The following is an 18,340-nucleotide window of genomic DNA, read 5'->3' as shown; positions in this document are numbered from 1 at the left end:
ATGCACGGCAGACGTGCGTAAAATCCGCTAATGTACAAGGCGCATCAGGCGGCTGGCAGTGCCGGACGAGGGCGCATTTTTTTGTTTGCCAATACTCTTGAACGAGAAATGGCCGGGCAGGGACCCGGCCATCTCACAGTTGGCTTTCGGTCGGGAGAGGGCCGTCAGCCGATCTTGATGAGCTTGCCTTCCTTGACAGACTGCACTGCCGCATCGGCAAGCGCGAGCGCTGCGAGGCCGTCGGCGCCGGAGGGCGAGATCTTCGCGCCCTTCTCGATCGCAGCGATGAAGCTTGCGATTTCGTTGGCATAGGCTTCGGTGTAGCGGGTCATGAAGAAATCATGCAGCGGCGGGCGGGTGTAGCCTTCGCCGTTGGCGAGCTCGATGGAAACAGGGCGCTGGTTCTCGGCCGATACCATGCCCTTCGAGCCATGTACTTCGATACGCTGGTCGTAGCCGTAGGTGGCGCGGCGGGAGTTGGAGATGATCGCCTGCTTGCCGGATTTCGTCTGCAGGATAACCGAAACGCTGTCGTAGTCGCCGGCATCGCCGATCGCCTTGTCGACGAGAACGGCGGCCGTGGCGCTGACGGCAACCGGCTCTTCGCCGAGCAGGAAGCGGGCCATGTCGAAGTCGTGGATCGTCATGTCGCGGAAGATGCCGCCCGAACGCTTGATGTAGTCGACCGGCGGGGCGCCAGGATCGCGGGACGTGATCGTCACCATCTCGACGTCGCCGATTCGGCCGTCGTCGATGGCCTTGCGCACAGCCATGAAGTGCGGGTCGAAGCGGCGGTTGAAGCCGACCATCAGCTTTGCCTTGGTCTCGTCGACGACCTTGATGCAGGCCCGGACGCGATCGACGTCGAGATCGACAGGCTTTTCGCAGAAGATCGCCTTGCCGGCGCGGGCGAAACGCTCGATCAGATCGGCATGGGTGTCGGTCGGGGTGCAGATGACAACAGCGTCGATGTCCTTGGCAGCCTCGATCGCCTCAATCGTGCGGACCTCGCAGCCATAGGCGGATGCGATTGCGTCAGCCGCCTGCGGGAACGCGTCGGCAACGGCGACGAGCGTGGCATTGGCATCGCCGCTGACGGCCTTTGCATGCACCTTGCCGATGCGACCGGCGCCGAGAAGACCAAATCTGACTGTCATGAGAACCTCCCTTGGATTCGGAACAAATGAACCGAATTGTGCTCGTTGTGGAATTTTCATTCCATTTTATCCTCGCCGCGTCAAGCCCGGCGCTCTTTCACATTTTTGAAATTCACCTTAAAGACGTGTGACAATTCAGACATGGGAACGCAATGCAGCTGATCGATCCACAACATCCGGCCTACCGTCCGCTCTGGGCGCGTATCCTCATTGTCGCCGTCTGCCTCGGATGGGCGGTGGTGGAAATCGTCACGGGCGACCCCTTCTGGGCCGTGCTCGCCGGAGGGGCCGGTGTCTATGCGGCCTACATGCTGCTCTGGAGCTACAAGCCTCCTGCGGAAACAACGGATGCTCCGCAGCAGGAGAGCCCTGCGGCCGACAAGGACGAAGACTAGGATCTGAGCCGCGACAGTCGCCGGATCGCCTCGTCGATCAGGAGATTTGCGATCGTCATTCGCCTGGTCGCATTCGGGCGAAACGCGGGTGCGACGCTGTCCGGATGGTTGGCCTTTGCGAAGGCGCGGCGCTTTTCACCAAGGCTCTTCAGCGTGTCGCGGGACGAAATGGCGATCTCGGCCGCGATCTCTTGGGGCAATATCCGCGTCAGGCGTTCGGGGATGATGGGTTCCGGCTCCGGTTCTGGTGGTACAGGCTCGGGCTCGGCAGCCGTTTCCGGCGGCGGTGCTGGGCGCGGTTCCTCGATTTCGAGATTTTCGAAATAGGCCTGCCCGGGCCGTGCTGCGCTGGCCGAGACGCCTTCCATGACGTCGAAGGCAAGTCCGGTGTTGAAGCCGTGAACGCGCGCTGTGGAATGGGCCTGATGCTCTTCGGCTTCCTCGTCTTCGCTTTTCAGGCGATCGAGGACGGACTGGAAGACCGATTGACCGAACAGCATTGTGCATCTCCTTCGGGGAAGGCGCACTAAAGCCGAGGAAGATGGAGCAAGGCTTGTCAGCCCGCCGCGGCCTTCTGACTTTCCTGCAGCACGAGATTGTAAAGCAGCCGCGCGCTCGGCGGCAGTTCACGCTCCTTGACGGTGATCAGGCTGTAAGGCCGGACGTTGATCTCGAAGTCGATCGGCAGGACGTGCACATCCGAGGCCTTCGACTTGTGGCTCGCCAGGAACTGCGCGACGTCGATCGCGATCGGAGCAATCGCGTCCGTCTGGCAAACGGTGGCGCAGGTCAGCAGCAGCGACGAGGTGTTGACGATATTTTCCGGCAGCGGGACCTCGTTCGTCAGGAAGAGATCCTCGATCGTCCGGCGCAGCAGCGTGCCCGGCGGCTGGAAGACCCAGTCGTATTGCGGCAGGTCGGCGAGCGACGCGACCTTCTTCTTCAATAGCGGGTGCCCGCCCCGGACGATCAGGCAGGCTCTTTCGACACCGATCTCCTGAACCTGGAAGAGGCGCGGGTTGAGATCATCGGGTATGCGGCTGATGATGAAGTCGTGGCGGGCCGCGAGGAGTTCCCGGGCAAGCACATTGCTCGTCTCGACCTGAATACTGACCTCGATCCCGGGAAGAGCCTTTCTGACATGCTTGATGGCAGGCACGACCAAGCTCATGGCCGGAGCCGTCACCGCGCCAATGAAGACGGCGCCGCCTTTTCCGGTCTTCAGTTCGCCGATTTCGCGGCTGGCTTCCCTGAGTTCCAGCATGATCTTGCGGGCGCGTCTGGCGAGGGCCGCGCCGAAGGTTGTCAGCACCACGCCGCGGGCAACCCGCTCGTAAAGTGGTGTTTTGAGAATCGATTCCATTTCGGACAACATGCGCGAAGCGGCGGGCTGGGAGACGTTCAAAGCCTCGGCTGCCGCCGATATCTGCCCGCTATCTTCGATTGCGACGATCATGCGCAGGTGATTCAGCTTAAGTCCCGACCGAAGCAGGCCGTCGTCCCCAAAAATTTCTGTCTGAATGTCCACGTGATCGGTCGCCAACGGCCCTGAAATAATCGTCATGGTTGCAGCCTCCCAACTGCGTTCCATCAAAAGTAATACTTTTTAACGATATACCAAATTTGTTATGCAATTTGCCAGTTATTCTATTTGACAGTTATAGGAATCCATACCAGTTTGCCGCCGTGTGCTGGTTGGCACTCAACACGTGTGAGAGCGTGGAGGAGACCTACTTCGTTTCTCACCATCTGAAGTATTATCCAAGACGGAACCTGCCACAGTTTCGGGGCGGGCGATTTTTCGTCCGTGCGTTTATTTAACTAAGGGAGAGAGAGATATGAAATCCATTATCTCATTGATGGCAGCGGCGGCCTTCGGCGTCGCGTCGTTCGTTGTACCGGCTATGGCAGCCGATAAGGGCGCTGTAGGCATTGCAATGCCGACGAAATCGTCCGCTCGCTGGATCGATGACGGCAACAACATCGTCAAGCAGCTCCAGGAAGCCGGTTACACCACCGACCTGCAGTACGCCGACGACGACATTCCGAACCAGCTGTCTCAGATTGAGAACATGGTCACCAAGGGCGTCAAGGTTCTCGTCATCGCCGCTATCGACGGCACGACGCTTTCCGACGTTCTTCAGAAGGCTCACGACGCAGGCATCAAGGTCATCGCTTATGACCGTCTGATCCGCGACTCGGGCAACGTCGACTACTACGCGACGTTCGACAACTTCAAGGTTGGCGTTCTGCAGGCAACTTCCATCGTTGACGCGCTTGGCCTCAAGGATGGCAAGGGTCCGTTCAACATCGAACTGTTCGGCGGTTCGCCTGACGACAACAACGCCTTCTTCTTCTACGACGGCGCAATGTCTGTTCTGCAGCCTTACATCGACAGCGGCAAGCTCGTCGTAAAGTCCGGCCAGACCGGCATGGACAAGGTCGGTACGCTGCGTTGGGATCCGGCAACGGCCCAGGCTCGTATGGATAACCTGCTCTCGGCTAACTACACCGACGCGAAGGTCAATGCAGTTCTGTCGCCTTACGACGGTCTGTCCATCGGCATCATCTCGTCGCTGAAGGGCGTCGGCTACGGTTCTGGCGATCAGCCGCTCCCGGTCGTTTCCGGCCAGGACGCTGAAGTTCCGTCGGTCAAGTCGATCATCGCTGGCGAGCAGCACTCCACGATCTTCAAGGACACCCGTGACCTCGCAAAGGTTACCGTCGGCATGGTCAACGCTCTGATGGAAGGCAAGGAGCCTGAAGTCAACGACACGAAGACCTACGACAACGGCGTCAAGGTCGTTCCGTCCTACCTGCTGACCCCGGTCGCAGTTGACAAGACCAACTACGAGAAGATCCTCGTTGAAGGCGGTTACTACAAGGCTGACCAGCTGAAGTAATTGTTCCAAGTTGGCCGGAATCCGCTGCTTGCGGGTTCCGGTCTTCACTTTTATGATCGCCGCGCCCCTTTGGCTGCTGGCGCTGGATTATGACCATGGACAATACAATCCTCGAAATGCGGAACATCACCAAGACGTTCCCAGGCGTGAAGGCGCTTGAGAATGTGAACCTCAAGGTTCGACAAGGTGAGATTCACGCGTTGGTGGGTGAGAATGGGGCCGGCAAGTCGACCCTCATGAAAGTTCTCTCCGGCGTATACCCTGCCGGAAGCTATGATGGCGATATCGTCTACGAAGGCGACGTCCGTCATTTCAAGGCGCTCAAGGACTCTGAAGAGATCGGCATCGTCATCATTCACCAGGAGCTGGCGCTGGTGCCGCACCTGTCGATCGGCGAAAACATCTTCCTCGGCAATGAGAACGCCCAGAATGGCATCATCAGCTGGGAACAGACCTTCAACAAGACCAAGACGCTTCTTGCCAAGGTTGGATTGCGTGAATCGCCCAACACTCTGGTGACGGATATCGGCGTCGGCAAGCAGCAGCTGGTTGAGATCGCCAAGGCATTGTCGAAGAGCGTCAAGCTTTTGATCCTCGACGAGCCGACCGCCTCGCTCAACGAAAAAGATTCCGATGCGCTGCTGAACCTCCTGATGGAGTTCCGCAACCAGGGCATCACTTCTATCATCATTTCCCACAAGCTGAACGAGATCCGCAAGGTCGCCGACCAGATCACCGTTCTGCGAGATGGCATGACCGTCAAGACGCTCGACTGTCACACCGACGAGATCAGCGAAGACGTGATCATCAAGAACATGGTGGGCCGCGATCTGGCTGACCGTTATCCGCCGCGCTCCGTGCCGATCGGCGAGACGATCCTCGAGGTCAAGAACTGGAACGCCTACCACCAGCAGCATCGCGACCGCCAGGTGCTGCACGACATCCACGTAACCGTTCGCAAGGGCGAAGTGGTCGGCATCGCCGGCCTGATGGGCGCCGGACGTACTGAATTTGCCATGAGCGTGTTCGGCAAGTCCTACGGCCACAAGATCACCGGTGACGTGATGGTCAACGGCAAGGCCGTCGATACCAGCACCGTGCGCAAGGCGATCGACGCGGGCCTCGCCTACGTCACCGAAGACCGCAAGCATCTCGGTCTGGTGTTGAATGACAACATCATGCACAACACCTCGCTTGCCAATCTGGCAGGGGTTTCCAAGAACGAAGTCATCGACGACATCAAGGAAATGAAGGTCGCGACCGACTACCGCTCGAAGCTGCGCATCCGCTCTTCCGGCGTGTTCCAGGAAACGGTCAATCTCTCCGGCGGCAACCAGCAAAAGGTCGTGCTGTCGAAGTGGTTGTTCTCGGATCCGGAGGTGCTGATCCTCGACGAGCCGACGCGCGGTATCGACGTTGGCGCAAAATACGAAATCTATACTATCATCAACCAGCTTGCCGCCGATGGAAAGGGCGTTCTGATGATCTCGTCGGAAATGCCTGAACTGCTCGGTACGTGCGACCGCATTTACGTCATGAATGAAGGACGCATCGTCGCCGAACTGCCAAAGGGAGAAGCAAGCCAGGAAACTATCATGCGCGCTATCATGCGCTCAGGGGAGAAGAAGTAATGACGCCGGTCAACCAAACAACCGAAGAAAGCAACGTCGTTTCCGTTACCGACTATATCCGCGGTAACATTCGCGAATACGGCATGCTGATCGCGCTGGTCGCGATCATGGTGTTCTTCCAGTTCTATACCGGCGGCATCCTGTTCAAGCCGGTCAACCTGACGAACCTCGTGCTGCAGAACTCGTTCATCGTCATCATGGCGCTGGGCATGCTGCTGGTTATCGTCGCCGGGCATATCGACCTTTCGGTCGGCTCGATCGTCGCCTTTGTCGGCGCGCTGGCGGCCATCTTCACCGTTACCTGGGGCATGAATTTCTGGCTTGCAGCGCTGATCTGTTTGGCCGTCGGCGGCCTCATCGGCGCGGCGCAGGGGTATTTCATTGCCTACCACCGCATTCCGTCGTTCATCGTCACGCTTGCCGGCATGCTGGTGTTCCGCGGCCTGACACTGACGGTGCTGAACGGCAAGAACATCGGACCGTTCCCGAAGGAATTCCAGGTCATCAGCACAGGCTTCCTGCCTGGTGACATGATCGATCTGTTCGGAACGCCGGTACAGTCGACCTCGATCGTTCTGACCGTCATCCTGCCGGTTATCCTGTTCTACCTCGCCTGGCGCCGCCGCAAGGTGAACGAGAGCCACGGCATCGATGTCGAGCCGACCAGCTTCTTCATCGTCCAGAACATGATCGTTTCCGCGGCTATCCTGTGGATCGGTTATCTGCTGTCGAGCTATCGCGGCCTGCCGAACGTGCTCGTCGTCATGCTGGTGCTGATTGCGATCTACGCCTTCGTTACCCGCAAGACGACGATCGGTCGACGCATTTACGCCCTGGGCGGCAATGAAAAGGCCACCAAGCTCTCCGGTATCAACACCGAGCGCCTGAGCTTCCTGACCTTCGTCAACATGGGCGTGCTCGCCGGTCTCGCCGGCATGATCATCGCGCTGCGCCTGAACTCGGCAACCCCGAAGGCCGGCGTCGGCTTCGAACTCGACGTTATCGCGGCCTGCTTCATCGGCGGTGCTTCGGCATCGGGCGGCGTTGGCAAGATCACCGGTGCTGTCATCGGCGCGTTCATCATGGGCGTCATGAACAACGGCATGTCGATCGTCGGTCTCGGCATCGACTTCCAGCAGATGGTCAAGGGCCTCGTGCTCCTCGCTGCCGTCTTCTTCGACGTCTACAACAAGAACAAGGGCTAAGCGCTTCGGCGCTGCCCAGGCATTCGCAGTCATGTGAACTTACCAATCCGGCTCATCTGAGGGCCGGATTGGCGGAGCATTTTCCGCGTTATCGAAAAAAGGATGAAGACCGTGCTCATTTCGCAGATCAAGGGTTCGAACGGAGAGATCGTCGTCGCCGTGCGCGAGCCGGGCGGTACCGCGAAAGCCGTCAACAACGCTGGCAGCGTCTATGCGCTCGCCATGGAAGCCGCAAATGGCGGCAAGTCGCTCGCAGCGGTGATCGAGGCGCATGGTCTCGGGGATGCAGTCGATCTCGAAAAGGCTTATGCCGAAGGCAAGTTCCTGCCGCCGATGACGCATCCCGACGCTGCGCATCTGCACCTGACGGGCACCGGTCTGACGCATCTGGGCTCGGCCGCAACGCGCGACTCCATGCACAAGAAGACCTCCGAGGCTGCCGAGGAAACCCTCACGGACTCGATGAAGATGTTCAAGATGGGTCTTGAGAACGGCAAGCCGGAGGCTGGCGAAAAGGGCGTTCAGCCCGAGTGGTTCTACAAGGGCAACGGCTACGGTTCGGCTGCTCCGGGTGCGCCGCTGGTTTCTCCGTCCTTCGCGCTCGATGGCGGCGAAGAGCCCGAAATGGCCGGCATCTACGTGATCGCTCAGGACGGCACGCCGTTCCGCATCGGCTTTGCGCTGTCGAACGAGTTTTCCGACCACGTCACGGAGCGCCAGAACTATCTCTACCTCGCGCACTCCAAGCTGCGTCCGGCAAGCTTCGGCCCGGAGATCCGCATCGGTGCCGCGCCTGACGATATCCGCGGCACTTCGCGCATCAAGCGCGGCGACAAGGTAATCTTCGAGAAGCCGTTCCTGTCTGGTGAAGCGAACATGTCGCACACCTTCGCGAACCTCGAATACCACCACTTCAAGTACGGCCTGTTCCGCGTGCCCGGCGACGTTCACGTCCACATGTTCGGCACGGCGACGCTGTCGTTTGCGGAAGGCATCAAGACGGAAGAGGGCGACCTCTTCGAAATCGAAGTCGCCGACTTCGGCCTGCCGCTGCGCAATCCGCTGAAGATCGACGCCGAAGAAGACATCGTCGTCAAGCAGCTCTGAGTTGGCATTGGCCCGGCCGCCGTTTCGGCGGCCGGACCGTTTTCCTGAACGGTATTGGAGGCCAACCAGCCCATGACCATCTATCAGAACCTCATCGGCGGCGAATGGGTCGGTTCCGATGCGACCAGGAATATCAATCCGTCCGACACCAACGAGGTGGTCGGCCTCTATGCGGATGGTACGGTCGAAGACACCAAGAACGCTATTGCCGCCGCGAAGGCCGCTTTTCCCGCATGGTCGCGCTCCGGTATCTGGGAACGCCACGTCATCCTGAAGAAGGCCGGCGACGAGATCATGGCCCGCAAGGACGAGCTCGGCGCGCTGCTTGCCCGCGAAGAGGGCAAGACACTTCCCGAGGCGATCGGCGAGACCATCCGCGCCAGCCAGATTTTCGAATTCTTCGCCGGTGAAGCGCTGCGCCTCGCAGGCGAAATCATTCCGTCCGTTCGCCCGAACATCGGTGTCGAGATCACCCGCGACCCGCTCGGCGTCATCGGCATCATCACGCCTTGGAACTTCCCGATTGCCATCCCGGCTTGGAAGATCGCGCCGGCGCTCTGCTATGGCAACACCGTCGTCTTCAAGCCTGCCGAACTCGTTCCAGCCTGCTCCTGGGCGATTGTCGATATCCTCAATCGTGCAGGTCTGCCGAAGGGCGTTCTGAACCTCGTCATGGGCAGAGGCTCGGTGGTCGGTCAGACCATGCTCGACAGCCCCGACGTTACCGGCATCACCTTTACCGGCTCTACCGGTACAGGTCGTCGCGTGGCTGCTGCCTCGATCGAACATAACCGCAAGTTCCAGCTGGAAATGGGCGGCAAGAATCCGATGGTCGTGCTCGACGATGCGGACCTCAGCGTTGCCGTCGAGGCGGCCGCCAATTCCGGCTTCTTCTCCACCGGCCAGCGCTGCACCGCATCCTCGCGCCTGATCGTTACTGAAGGCATCCACGACAAGTTCGTGGCGGCGCTGACGGCCAAGCTGGAGACGCTTGTGGTCGACAACGCTCTGAAACCCGGCACGCATATCGGCCCTGTTGTCGATGAAAAGCAACTGAAGACCGATACCGACTATATCGAGATCGGTCGCAAGGAAGGCGCAAAGCTCGCCTTCGGTGGCGAACTCATCAAGCGCGAAACGCCCGGTTTCTACCTGCAGCCGACGCTGTTTACGGAAGCCACAAACCAGATGCGGATTTCGCGCGAGGAGATCTTCGGCCCTGTCGTCTCGGTCATCCGCGTCAAGGATTACGAGGAAGCGCTGGCAACCGCCAACGACACGCCGTTTGGCCTGTCTGCCGGGATTGCGACGACGAGCCTGAAGCACGCAACGCACTTCAAGCGCAACTCCGAAGCCGGGATGGTGATGGTCAACCTGCCGACGGCGGGCGTCGACTTCCACGTCCCGTTCGGCGGCCGCAAGGGATCGTCCTACGGTCCTCGCGAGCAGGGCAAGTACGCGGCGGAGTTCTACACCAGCGTCAAGACGGCTTACACGCTGGCGTAACTGCTTCGCAGATTTAGGTAAGACGAAAAAGGCGGGACTTGGTCCCGCCTTTTGTTGTTAGATGGCTTCGGCGATCAGAGCGGTCCGTCCGCGCTCCATGCCATTGCCGTCGAAGAGGCTGCGGATCTCCGGCCACTTGCGCCGGAAAGCAGCGACGCAGGCGGGATCGAAATGCGTTCCGCTGCAGGCGATGATCTCCTCGTAAGCCCGTTCCGGCTCCCAGGCAGACTTGTAGGGCCTGTCGGAGCAGAGTGCGTCGAAGACATCCGCGACGGCAACGATGCGGGCCTCGATCGGAATGTCTTCGCCGGCGAGGCCGTTCGGATAGCCCGTGCCGTCCCATTTCTCGTGGTGTCCGCCGATGATGGCGACGGCGACGCGCGAGAGTTCGGCGGTGCTGTTCTGCAGGATGCCGACGCCGATCGGCACGTGCTGGCGCATCAGTTCGATTTCATGCGGATCGAGCTTGCCGGGCTTCTGCAGGATGGCATCGGGAATGCCGATCTTGCCGATGTCATGGAGCGGTGCGGCCAGGAAGATGTTGCGGCGCTGGATACGGTCGAGGCCGACGCCATCAGCGACGAGTTCAGCGATGGTGGCGACGCGCTCGATATGGTCACCGGTGTTGCCGTCCCTCGATGCCATCGCTTGCGCGAGGCACCAGATGATCTCCTGCTCGCGCATGTCGGCCTGCCGGCTTGCATGGCGGAAGGCGACATGCAGCGCCTTGGCGCGATCGGCAAGTGCGACCTGCGCCGTGCGCAGAGCCAGAAGGTTGACGATGCGTGCCTGCAGTTCCAGCGGGTCGAAGGGCTTATTGAGGAAATCGGTGGCGCCGGCGTCGAGTGCTTCCAGGCGAATGGCGCGCTCGGTTTGCGAGGTGACCATGACAACAGGCACATTCTTGTAGCCGTGTTGTGCGCGGAGATGACGGATGAGTTCTACGCCGTTCAGTCCCGGCATCATGTAGTCGACCATCACGAGGTCGAACTCGACGGCGCGGCTGCGTTCCAGAGCGGCACGCGGATCGGAAAAGCTTTCAATGTCGTGGTCGCTGAAGCTGCGGACGGCCGTCTCCAGCGCCAGCAGGCTTGATTTGCTGTCGTCGACGATAAGAAGATGCATGAAAAGACCCGATGAAATTCTGCTGCAGGCGGCTGGCTGGCGCCAAGTCTCGAAACCCTGATGCATCAGGGTTGAATTCATTTCGATCGAAACCGTCGCGACTGAGGATGCCGCGTTCACCGTCCCTAGGATCAGGGCGGGGCGCTTAACATCGGGTTATTTCAAAGGACAGGATTTTCTCTAGCGCGCAAAAGAAACGGGCGCATCGAGCGCCCGCTGCAATCAGGATTAAGGAGCGGTAACCGCAGCGCTTAGCTCTGGCTTTGGCTCTGCATCTGCCCCTGATCCTCGACCTTGACCACAACCGAGAGTTTTTCCCCGGGTGTGCCGATGCGCATGCCTGAAACAGGGGCTGCATCACGATAGCAGAGACCGGAAGCAACGCGCACATAGCGGGCATCCGGGCAGAGGTTGTTCGCCGGATCGAAACCGACCCATCCGAGGCCGAGCACATGGGCTTCGCCCCAGGCATGTGTCGCCGCCTGCTCGACCTTCTCTTCCATCATCAGATAGCCGGAAACGTAACGGGCGGGGACGCCGAGGCTGCGCGCGGCGGCAACGAAGACATGAGCGTGATCCTGGCAGACGCCGCTCTTCTTCTCCAGCACTTGCTCCGCCGTCGTCTCGGTATCGCTGGTTCCTGGCCGGTAGGCCACCGTCGCGTGAATGGCGGCCATCAGCGCGTGCATGCGCGACAGCTCGTTCTCGCCGCTGACGTCCCTGGTCAGCTCCCGGACGAGCTTCCCGGCCTTCGTCCGTGGTGTCTCGCGCAGGAAAAGCCATAGCGGGCAGAAGCCGCTGTGGGCACCGAGCACGCCGTTCCGATCTTCGGTCTCGACTTCGCCTTCGGCGACGATACGGGTGGTGCGCTGCTCGCCCTCCAGCGAGACGAGGTTGATGTGGTTGCCGAACTGGTCGTCATACTCGACCTCGGGCTTGGCGCCCTCGACGTGCAGCGACCAGTTGAGGATCGTCTGCCCGGCGACGGTCGGCGGTGTCAGCCGCAACCGCTGCAGTGAAAAGACGGACGGTTCCTCGTAGTGATATTCGGTGACGTGGCTGATCTTAAGTTTCATGTCGTGCCCACCTAAGCATAGAACCGGTAACCGTCGGAAATTTCCATGCCGAGCTGGTTGTTGCGCGTGACGAAATCCTCGAGAAACTCGTGCAGTCCCTGATCCATGATCTCCTTGATGGCCCGCGTCTGGAGCGTCTTGCGGATCGCGTCCGCGGTATCGTGCGCGGGCAGCCGTTCGCCGTACTCCTTGGCGAGGTAGCCGAGTTCGCTGACGATCTTTTCGTAGCAATAGGCAAGCGAGCGCGGCATCTGGCCATTGAGGATCAGGAAGTCGGCGATATTCATCGCCCGGTATTCGCCGTCATAGGCCCAGCTGTAGGAGCGATGGGCGGAGACGGAGCGCAGGATCGACTCCCACTGGATGTTGTCGATCGATGTGCCGACGGCGGAGACCGAAGGCAGCAGCACGTAATACTTCACGTCGAGAATACGGCTGGTGTTGTCGGCGCGCTCGATGAAGGTTCCGATGCGCGCGAAGTTGTAGAGTTCGTTCCTGAGCATGGAGCCATGGAAGGCGCCGCGGATCAGCCCGGCACGATGCTTGATGGCGTCGATCGCCTCCGGCAACTCCGCTGCCTTCAGACGCTTGGACAGCAGCGCCTTCAGTTCGATCCAGAACTCGTTCGTTGCCTCCCAGGTTTCCCGGGTCAGAGCGGTGCGCACCATGCGGGCATTGTTTCGCCCGTAATCGACGCAGGACATGACACTTGACGGGTTACTCCGGTCGCGCAGCAGGTAGTCGATCGCATCGGCGCTCGTCAGCTTGCTATGGCCCTCGTCATAAGCCTCGCGGACGCCGGCGCTTTGCAGGACGCCATCCCAATCGTCGTCACCGGTTCCGCTTCTCGTCAGCGACATGCGCAGACCGGCATCGATGAGGCGCGCGATGTTTTCGGCGCGTTCGAAATAACGGAACATCCAATAGAGTCCGTTTGCAGTTCTTCCGAGCATCAGTCCTCCAATACCCAGGTATCTTTTGTGCCGCCGCCCTGGCTGGAATTGACCACCAGCGAACCCTGCTTCAGGGCTACGCGGGTCAATCCACCGGGGATGATCTGCACCTTGTCGGAGACGAGAACATAGGGGCGCAGGTCCACGTGGCGCGGCGCAATTCCCTTGTTGACGAGGATCGGCACGGTCGAGAGCGAAAGCGTCGGCTGCGCGATGTAGTTGGTGGGCTTCGCCTTCAGCTTTTCAGCGAAGTCGGCGCGTTCCTTCTTCGAAGCTGTCGGGCCGACCAGCATGCCGTAGCCGCCGGAGCCGTGGACTTCCTTGACCACCAGTTCCTCCAGATGCTCGAGCACGTATCTGAGGCTTTGCGGCTCCGAACAGCGCCAGGTCGGCACGTTTTCGAGGATCGGCTTGCGCCCGGTGTAGAACTCGACGATCTCGGGCATGTAGGAATAGATCGCCTTGTCGTCCGAGATGCCGGTTCCCGGCGCATTGGCGATGGTGATATTGCCGGAGCGGTAGACGTCCATGATGCCGGGGATGCCGAGTGCGGAATCCGGCCGAAAGGTGAGGGGATCGAGGAAGTCGTCGTCGACGCGGCGATAGAGCACGTCGATCGCCTCGTAGCCGCGGGTCGTGCGCATCTTCACCTTGCCGTCGATGACACGCAGATCCGAGCCCTCGACGAGCTCGACGCCCATCGTGTCGGCCAGGAACGAATGCTCGTAATAGGCGGAATTGTAGATGCCGGGAGTGAGGACCGCGACGCGCGGTTTGCCCTTGCAGCCGGGAGGCGCCAGCGATGCCAGGCTCTGGCGCAGCAGATAGGGATAGTCCTCGACCGGCCGCACCTTGTTGGCATGGAACAGGTCCGGGAACATCTGCATCATCGTTTCGCGGTTTTCCAGCATGTAGCTGACGCCTGATGGTGTGCGGGCGTTGTCCTCGAGTACGTAGAATTCGTCCTCGCCTGTTCGAACGATGTCGGTGCCGACGATGTGCGTATAGACGCCGCCCGGTGGCCTGAAGCCGATCATCTCCGGCAGAAAGGCGTCGTTCCTTTCGATCAGTTCGCGCGGAATACGACCGGCGCGGATGATCTCCTGCTTGTGGTAGATGTCATCGAGAAAGGCGTTGAGCGCGATCACCCGCTGCTCGATGCCCTGCGCGAGCTTGCGCCATTCGCGGCCTGAGATGATGCGGGGGATGATGTCGAAGGGGATGAGCTTTTCGGAAGAGTCTGCGTGTCCGTAGACCGCGAAGGTAATGCCGGTCTTTCGGAAGATGTTTTCCGCGTCCCGGGATTTGGCAATCAGATGCGCTCGATCTTGGTTGTTGTACCACTCAAAGTATTTTTCATATGGCTGACGAGGACTTTCGTCCCCGGTGATCATTTCATCAAATGCCAAAGGTGTGGCTCCCCTTTTTTGTTCATTTGAATACAACGCAATAAGCAATGCAAGAACCATGCACAGTTCGAGGGCGATATTCGTAAAATCCTCCGGAACGGCGAAAAGAGCCGAAAAACTGGGCATTTATCAAAATCTGGCCTGACCGCTGCCACTGTCAATCCCTGGCGGTCGCTCAAAATATAAGCAGCTGATTATTTTCGGTTCGTCGTCCGATTGAATTTCAAGCCGAGACGGACGCGGCTGCTCGAGTCACTGATCAATGAAACTGCAGGTAAGCATCAATGCTTCGCCTTTGACGGCGGAGCGGTCTGTCGGCTATCAGTGCGGCAATCCCTTGCCCCAGGATCCATTCATGTCGCTTGATCGCATTGCTCCTGCCATCTTTGTTCTTCTCTGGTCGACCGGCTGGGTCGTGGCCAAATATGCCGCCATCCACTCGGAACCCTTCACCTTCCTCGTGGTGCGGTATGCGCTATCGGCGCTGGCGTTTCTCAGCCTCGCTCTTGCCATGCGTGCGGCTTGGCCGCGTAGGGCGGTTGCCTTCAGGGCTGTCTATTCCGGCATGTTCCTGCACGGCTTCTATCTCGGCGGCCTGTGGTGGGCGATTGCGAATGGGGTGCCGGCCGGCATCTCCGGTATCATTGCCGCCCTGCAACCGCTGTTGACGGCAATGGCCGCGCCCCTCCTGATCGGCGAGCGCTTGCAGGGCATCCAGCGGTTGGGTCTGCTGCTGGGCTTTCTCGGCATCGCTATTGCCATATCGCCAAAGCTTCTCGATCCGGCCACGGCAAATCTGGCGCGTGCCGTCGTGCCTCTCGGGATCAATCTGATCGCGATGTGTTCCGTCACTTACGGCACGCTCTATCAGAAGAAGCATCTGCAGACGGGCAGCCTGCTGCCGATCGCGACGTTGCAGTATGTCGGTGCCATCATCGTCACCGTGCCGCTGATGCTCTCCTTCGAGCGCATGCATTTCGACGGATCGGTACAGGCCATTGCCGCGCTCATCTGGTCGGTCGTCGGACTGTCGATGGGCGGCGTCGGGCTGCTGCTTTATCTCATCCGCCGCGGACAGGTCTCGCGGGCGGCCTCACTCATCTATCTTATGCCGCCGACCGTGGCGCTCGAAGCTTTCATCGCTTTCGGCGAGCCGCTGACGCTTCCGCTGATCCTCGGCACCATCGTGGTCGTGATGGGCGTCTATTTGACAAACCGGCGAGCGAAGGTCGCTCCACAAGATATGACCGAGCTGCAGCGGACCTAGGTAGCTTCACCTGAAAAGGCGATAAGGTTTCCATCGGGGTCCTGCACGATGAAGGTGCGGGCGCCCCATGGCTCGGCCCGCAGAGGCTGATGGAATGGGGCGCCGGCAGCCTGATATTCCAGGAACAACTGTTTCGGATCATCGATCGTCAATGTTGCGGAGAGGGCGTCGACCTCTCGCGCTCGGAAGCCCGCGTCGAAGACAGGCGCGTGCACCTTTCGCAGGTTCAGGCGTGCGCCATCGCGAAACACCTGGGCATAAAATGGCGGTTCTCCGTAATGGAATGCCACTTCAAAACCCAATTTTCGAACATAGAACTGGCATGAAGCATTGATATCGGAGACGAAGAGTTGCGGCTCGGCGGAGAGGACGAGCGGACGTCTCCCGTCAGATGCTGTCGGTTTCGCAATGGTTTCGATCCCTTTGACCAGCGCGGGCCAATCCGCAAAGCCATGCTTTCGGGCAACAAGCTCCTGTGCGTCGCTGAGCTTGAAGTCGGCGTCCAATATCTCTCGATCGCTTTGATCTCGATATCTCGGCAGGATCCACCTGATCTGGGCAGCAACCGGATAGTACCGTTCGCGATGCCATCGCAGGTATGACTTGGCTTGTTTTTTGAGGTTTTCGATATTTGGCATGGGTGCGGCCTACGTTTGACTTTGTCGTACGTAGGCGGGCAATGCCCCTCCGGCCCGAAGCCGACGCGCCCTACAGCAGCATCATCATGCTAATGCAGCGGGCTGATCACCACAAGGCGAGACCGCCATGAGATGGGTATTGCAAAGGGCGGGATTTTTCCCGCCCTTTCTTTCGAATTAGGCGCGTTCGCGGCGCTGGCCGCCATTGCCACCGCGCGAAGGACCGCCACGGCGGTTGCCGCCATTGCCTTCGCGACGTTCGCCGCGCTCACCGCCGCCATGGGCCTGCGCGCCACGATCTTCACCGTGCTTGCGAGCCGGACGGCCATGTGCGTTGCGGGCGCCGCCGCCCGGATGATGCCGGTTTTCGCCGTTCGAGTTGGCATGGTTGCCATGCTGCGGGCGCTGCTGCTTGCGAGGCGCACCTGCACCACGGAAGTCCGACGTCGTCGCCAGATCGTTATCCGGGCCTGCCGTCACCGGCGTAGACTCGCCACGGCGCTGGCCGCGGAAGTCTTCGTTGCGCTGGGTCTGGCGTTCCGGACGCGGACGACGCTCGCGGCGCTCCTCGTTGTTGGCGCGAACCTCGTTGCCGGCTTCCGGGCGTGCACGACGCTCCGGACGGCGGGCACGGGCATCGCCGCGACCTTCGCCGCCACGGCCTTCACCATTGCGACCTTCACCACCGCGACCCTGGCCGCGATTGTTGCCGTTACCGCGCTTCGGTGCCGCATTCATGTTGGCCGGGGCTTCGCCGCTCGCAACCGCGATGGAGATGTTCATCAGGCGTTCGATGTCGCGCAGCAGGCGGGTTTCATCGGGAGCACAGAAGGCGATCGCGATGCCGTCGCGGCCGGCGCGGGCCGTACGGCCGATGCGGTGCACGTAGGCGTCGGGAACTTCAGGCAGGTCGTAGTTGTAGACGTGGCTGACGGCCGGGATGTCGATGCCGCGGGCGGCGACGTCGGTGGCGATCAGCGTCTTGATGTCGCCGTCACGGAAAGCCTTGAGGGCACGCTCGCGCTGGCCCTGGCTCTTGTTGCCATGGATCGACGCAACGGAATAGCCGACGTGCTCGAGGTGCTTCATCAGCTTCTCGGCGCCATGCTTGGTGCGCAGGAAGACGATGGCGCGGCCATCGGGGTTCTCGGTCAGCGACTTCTTCAGGAGGTCGGTCTTGTCGTTCTTGCCGTTGACGAAGTGAACATACTGCTCGACCTTATCGGCAGCCTTGCCGGGAGGCGTCACTTCGACGGTAACCGGGTTCGTCAGATATTCGCCGGCGAGGTCGGCGATCGACTTCGGCATGGTGGCTGAAAACAGCATGGTCTGGCGCTTCTTCGGCACCATCTTGGCGATCTTGCGCAGGTCGTGCACAAAGCCGAGGTCGAGCATCTGGTCGGCTTCGTCGAGCACGAGATAGCGCACAGCGGTCAGGCCGATGGCGCGGCGGGCAACGAGATCGAGCAGGCGGCCGGGGGTGGCGACCAGGATGTCGGTGCCCTTTTCAAGCTGCAGCTGCTGCTTGTTGATCGATACGCCGCCGACGACGACGTTGATGCGCAGGTGCGACTTGCGCAGGAAGTTCTTCAGGTTCTGGGCGATCTGGTTCACCAGTTCGCGGGTCGGAGCCAGGATCAGCGTACGGGTGGTACGGTTGTCGGGCCGGCGTTCTTCCGGGATCAGCTTTTCGATGAGCGGCAGGCCGAATGCGGCCGTCTTGCCGGTGCCGGTCTGGGCGAGGCCGATCAGGTCGCGGCCTTCGAGAAGAAGCGGGATCGCCTTTTCCTGGATGGGGGTCGGCGTTTCGATGCCGAGCTGGAACAATGTGGCGACGATCGGCTTGGAGACACCAAGCGATTCAAAATTGGTCAAGTCATAACCTTTTCAGGGGCGCCAAAACAAATTCGCCGGAACGCGGGTCTGCGGTCCGGTGTTACTCTGGCGTCAAGAACCCCGCGTGAAGTG

General features: G+C 60.3%; 16 protein-coding genes. 7 read left to right on the top strand and 9 right to left on the bottom strand.

The window, feature by feature from the left end:
• Positions 1-164: 164 nt before the first annotated feature.
• Positions 165-1,157 carry an inositol 2-dehydrogenase gene (gene iolG, locus FZ934_RS10945; protein WP_153271096.1) on the bottom strand — a complete coding sequence of 331 codons (993 nt, stop codon included), beginning with the start codon at positions 1,155-1,157 and terminating at the stop codon, positions 165-167.
• 152 nt (positions 1,158-1,309) lie between these two features.
• Here iolG and FZ934_RS10940 point away from each other — a divergent pair, with 152 nt between their 5' ends.
• The gene (locus FZ934_RS10940) at positions 1,310-1,552 is read left to right on the top strand and encodes a hypothetical protein (RefSeq protein ID WP_153271095.1); all 243 of its coding nucleotides are present in this window, start codon (positions 1,310-1,312) and stop codon (positions 1,550-1,552) included.
• On the opposite strand, the gene FZ934_RS10935 is transcribed toward FZ934_RS10940, so the two are convergent.
• Together FZ934_RS10935 and FZ934_RS10930 are read right to left on the bottom strand one after the other, a co-directional pair.
• Positions 1,549-2,052 (bottom strand): hypothetical protein, encoded by a 504-nt coding sequence (locus FZ934_RS10935; protein WP_153271094.1) that lies wholly within the window; start codon positions 2,050-2,052, stop codon positions 1,549-1,551. The genes FZ934_RS10940 and FZ934_RS10935 overlap by 4 nt on opposite strands.
• 56 nt (positions 2,053-2,108) lie before the next feature.
• A complete protein-coding gene (locus FZ934_RS10930; protein ID WP_153271093.1) occupies positions 2,109-3,116 on the bottom strand; it encodes a LysR family transcriptional regulator in 1,008 nt (335 codons plus the stop codon).
• Positions 3,117-3,390: 274 nt separating this feature from the next.
• Between FZ934_RS10930 and chvE the strand changes: the two genes are divergently transcribed.
• The 5 genes from chvE (at position 3,391) to FZ934_RS10905 (ending at position 9,904) form a co-directional block, all read left to right on the top strand.
• On the top strand, positions 3,391-4,455 hold the full coding sequence (chvE, locus tag FZ934_RS10925) for a multiple monosaccharide ABC transporter substrate-binding protein (RefSeq protein ID WP_153271092.1): 1,065 nt from the start codon (positions 3,391-3,393) through the stop codon (positions 4,453-4,455).
• 95 nt (positions 4,456-4,550) lie between these two features.
• Positions 4,551-6,086 carry a multiple monosaccharide ABC transporter ATP-binding protein gene (mmsA, locus tag FZ934_RS10920; RefSeq protein ID WP_153271091.1) on the top strand — a complete coding sequence of 512 codons (1,536 nt, stop codon included), beginning with the start codon at positions 4,551-4,553 and terminating at the stop codon, positions 6,084-6,086.
• Positions 6,086-7,291 (top strand): multiple monosaccharide ABC transporter permease, encoded by a 1,206-nt coding sequence (gene mmsB / locus FZ934_RS10915; RefSeq protein WP_153271090.1) that lies wholly within the window; start codon positions 6,086-6,088, stop codon positions 7,289-7,291. Before mmsA ends, mmsB begins: the two co-directional genes overlap by 1 nt.
• 111 nt (positions 7,292-7,402) lie before the next feature.
• Entirely contained in the window at positions 7,403-8,398 is a 996-nt protein-coding gene (araD1, locus tag FZ934_RS10910) for an AraD1 family protein (RefSeq protein WP_194273801.1), read from the top strand.
• 72 nt (positions 8,399-8,470) lie between these two features.
• Positions 8,471-9,904 carry an aldehyde dehydrogenase family protein gene (locus tag FZ934_RS10905; protein ID WP_153271088.1) on the top strand — a complete coding sequence of 478 codons (1,434 nt, stop codon included), beginning with the start codon at positions 8,471-8,473 and terminating at the stop codon, positions 9,902-9,904.
• A gap of 57 nt (positions 9,905-9,961) precedes the next feature.
• On the opposite strand, the gene FZ934_RS10900 is transcribed toward FZ934_RS10905, so the two are convergent.
• The 4 genes from FZ934_RS10900 to FZ934_RS10885 all read right to left on the bottom strand — a co-directional run bounded on the left by FZ934_RS10900 (position 9,962) and on the right by FZ934_RS10885 (position 14,467).
• A complete protein-coding gene (locus tag FZ934_RS10900; RefSeq protein WP_153271087.1) occupies positions 9,962-11,029 on the bottom strand; it encodes an HD domain-containing phosphohydrolase in 1,068 nt (355 codons plus the stop codon).
• A gap of 251 nt (positions 11,030-11,280) precedes the next feature.
• Complete coding sequence (locus FZ934_RS10895) at positions 11,281-12,105, bottom strand: transglutaminase family protein (protein ID WP_153271086.1); 825 nt, start codon at positions 12,103-12,105, stop codon at positions 11,281-11,283.
• An 11-nt stretch (positions 12,106-12,116) separates the two neighbouring features.
• The gene (locus tag FZ934_RS10890; RefSeq protein WP_153271085.1) at positions 12,117-13,058 is read right to left on the bottom strand and encodes an alpha-E domain-containing protein; all 942 of its coding nucleotides are present in this window, start codon (positions 13,056-13,058) and stop codon (positions 12,117-12,119) included.
• The gene (locus FZ934_RS10885) at positions 13,058-14,467 is read right to left on the bottom strand and encodes a circularly permuted type 2 ATP-grasp protein (protein WP_153271084.1); all 1,410 of its coding nucleotides are present in this window, start codon (positions 14,465-14,467) and stop codon (positions 13,058-13,060) included. Before FZ934_RS10885 ends, FZ934_RS10890 begins: the two co-directional genes overlap by 1 nt.
• A gap of 355 nt (positions 14,468-14,822) precedes the next feature.
• On the opposite strand from FZ934_RS10885, the gene FZ934_RS10880 reads away from it, so the two are divergent.
• Positions 14,823-15,734 carry a DMT family transporter gene (locus tag FZ934_RS10880; RefSeq protein ID WP_153272424.1) on the top strand — a complete coding sequence of 304 codons (912 nt, stop codon included), beginning with the start codon at positions 14,823-14,825 and terminating at the stop codon, positions 15,732-15,734.
• On the opposite strand, the gene FZ934_RS10875 is transcribed toward FZ934_RS10880, so the two are convergent.
• Positions 15,731-16,372 (bottom strand): bleomycin resistance protein, encoded by a 642-nt coding sequence (locus tag FZ934_RS10875; RefSeq protein WP_153271083.1) that lies wholly within the window; start codon positions 16,370-16,372, stop codon positions 15,731-15,733. The genes FZ934_RS10880 and FZ934_RS10875 overlap by 4 nt on opposite strands.
• A gap of 177 nt (positions 16,373-16,549) precedes the next feature.
• Positions 16,550-18,247: a DEAD/DEAH box helicase gene (locus FZ934_RS10870; protein ID WP_153271082.1), complete on the bottom strand. Its 1,698-nt coding sequence runs from the start codon at positions 18,245-18,247 to the stop codon at positions 16,550-16,552.
• Between the last annotated feature and the right edge of the window lie 93 nt (positions 18,248-18,340).

Source organism: Rhizobium grahamii, from assembly GCF_009498215.1.
In the GTDB taxonomy this organism is placed as follows: domain Bacteria; phylum Pseudomonadota; class Alphaproteobacteria; order Rhizobiales; family Rhizobiaceae; genus Rhizobium; species Rhizobium grahamii_A.
The sequence above is the reverse complement of the archived record's forward strand: the minus strand, read 5'-3'. Positions and strand labels throughout refer to the sequence as shown.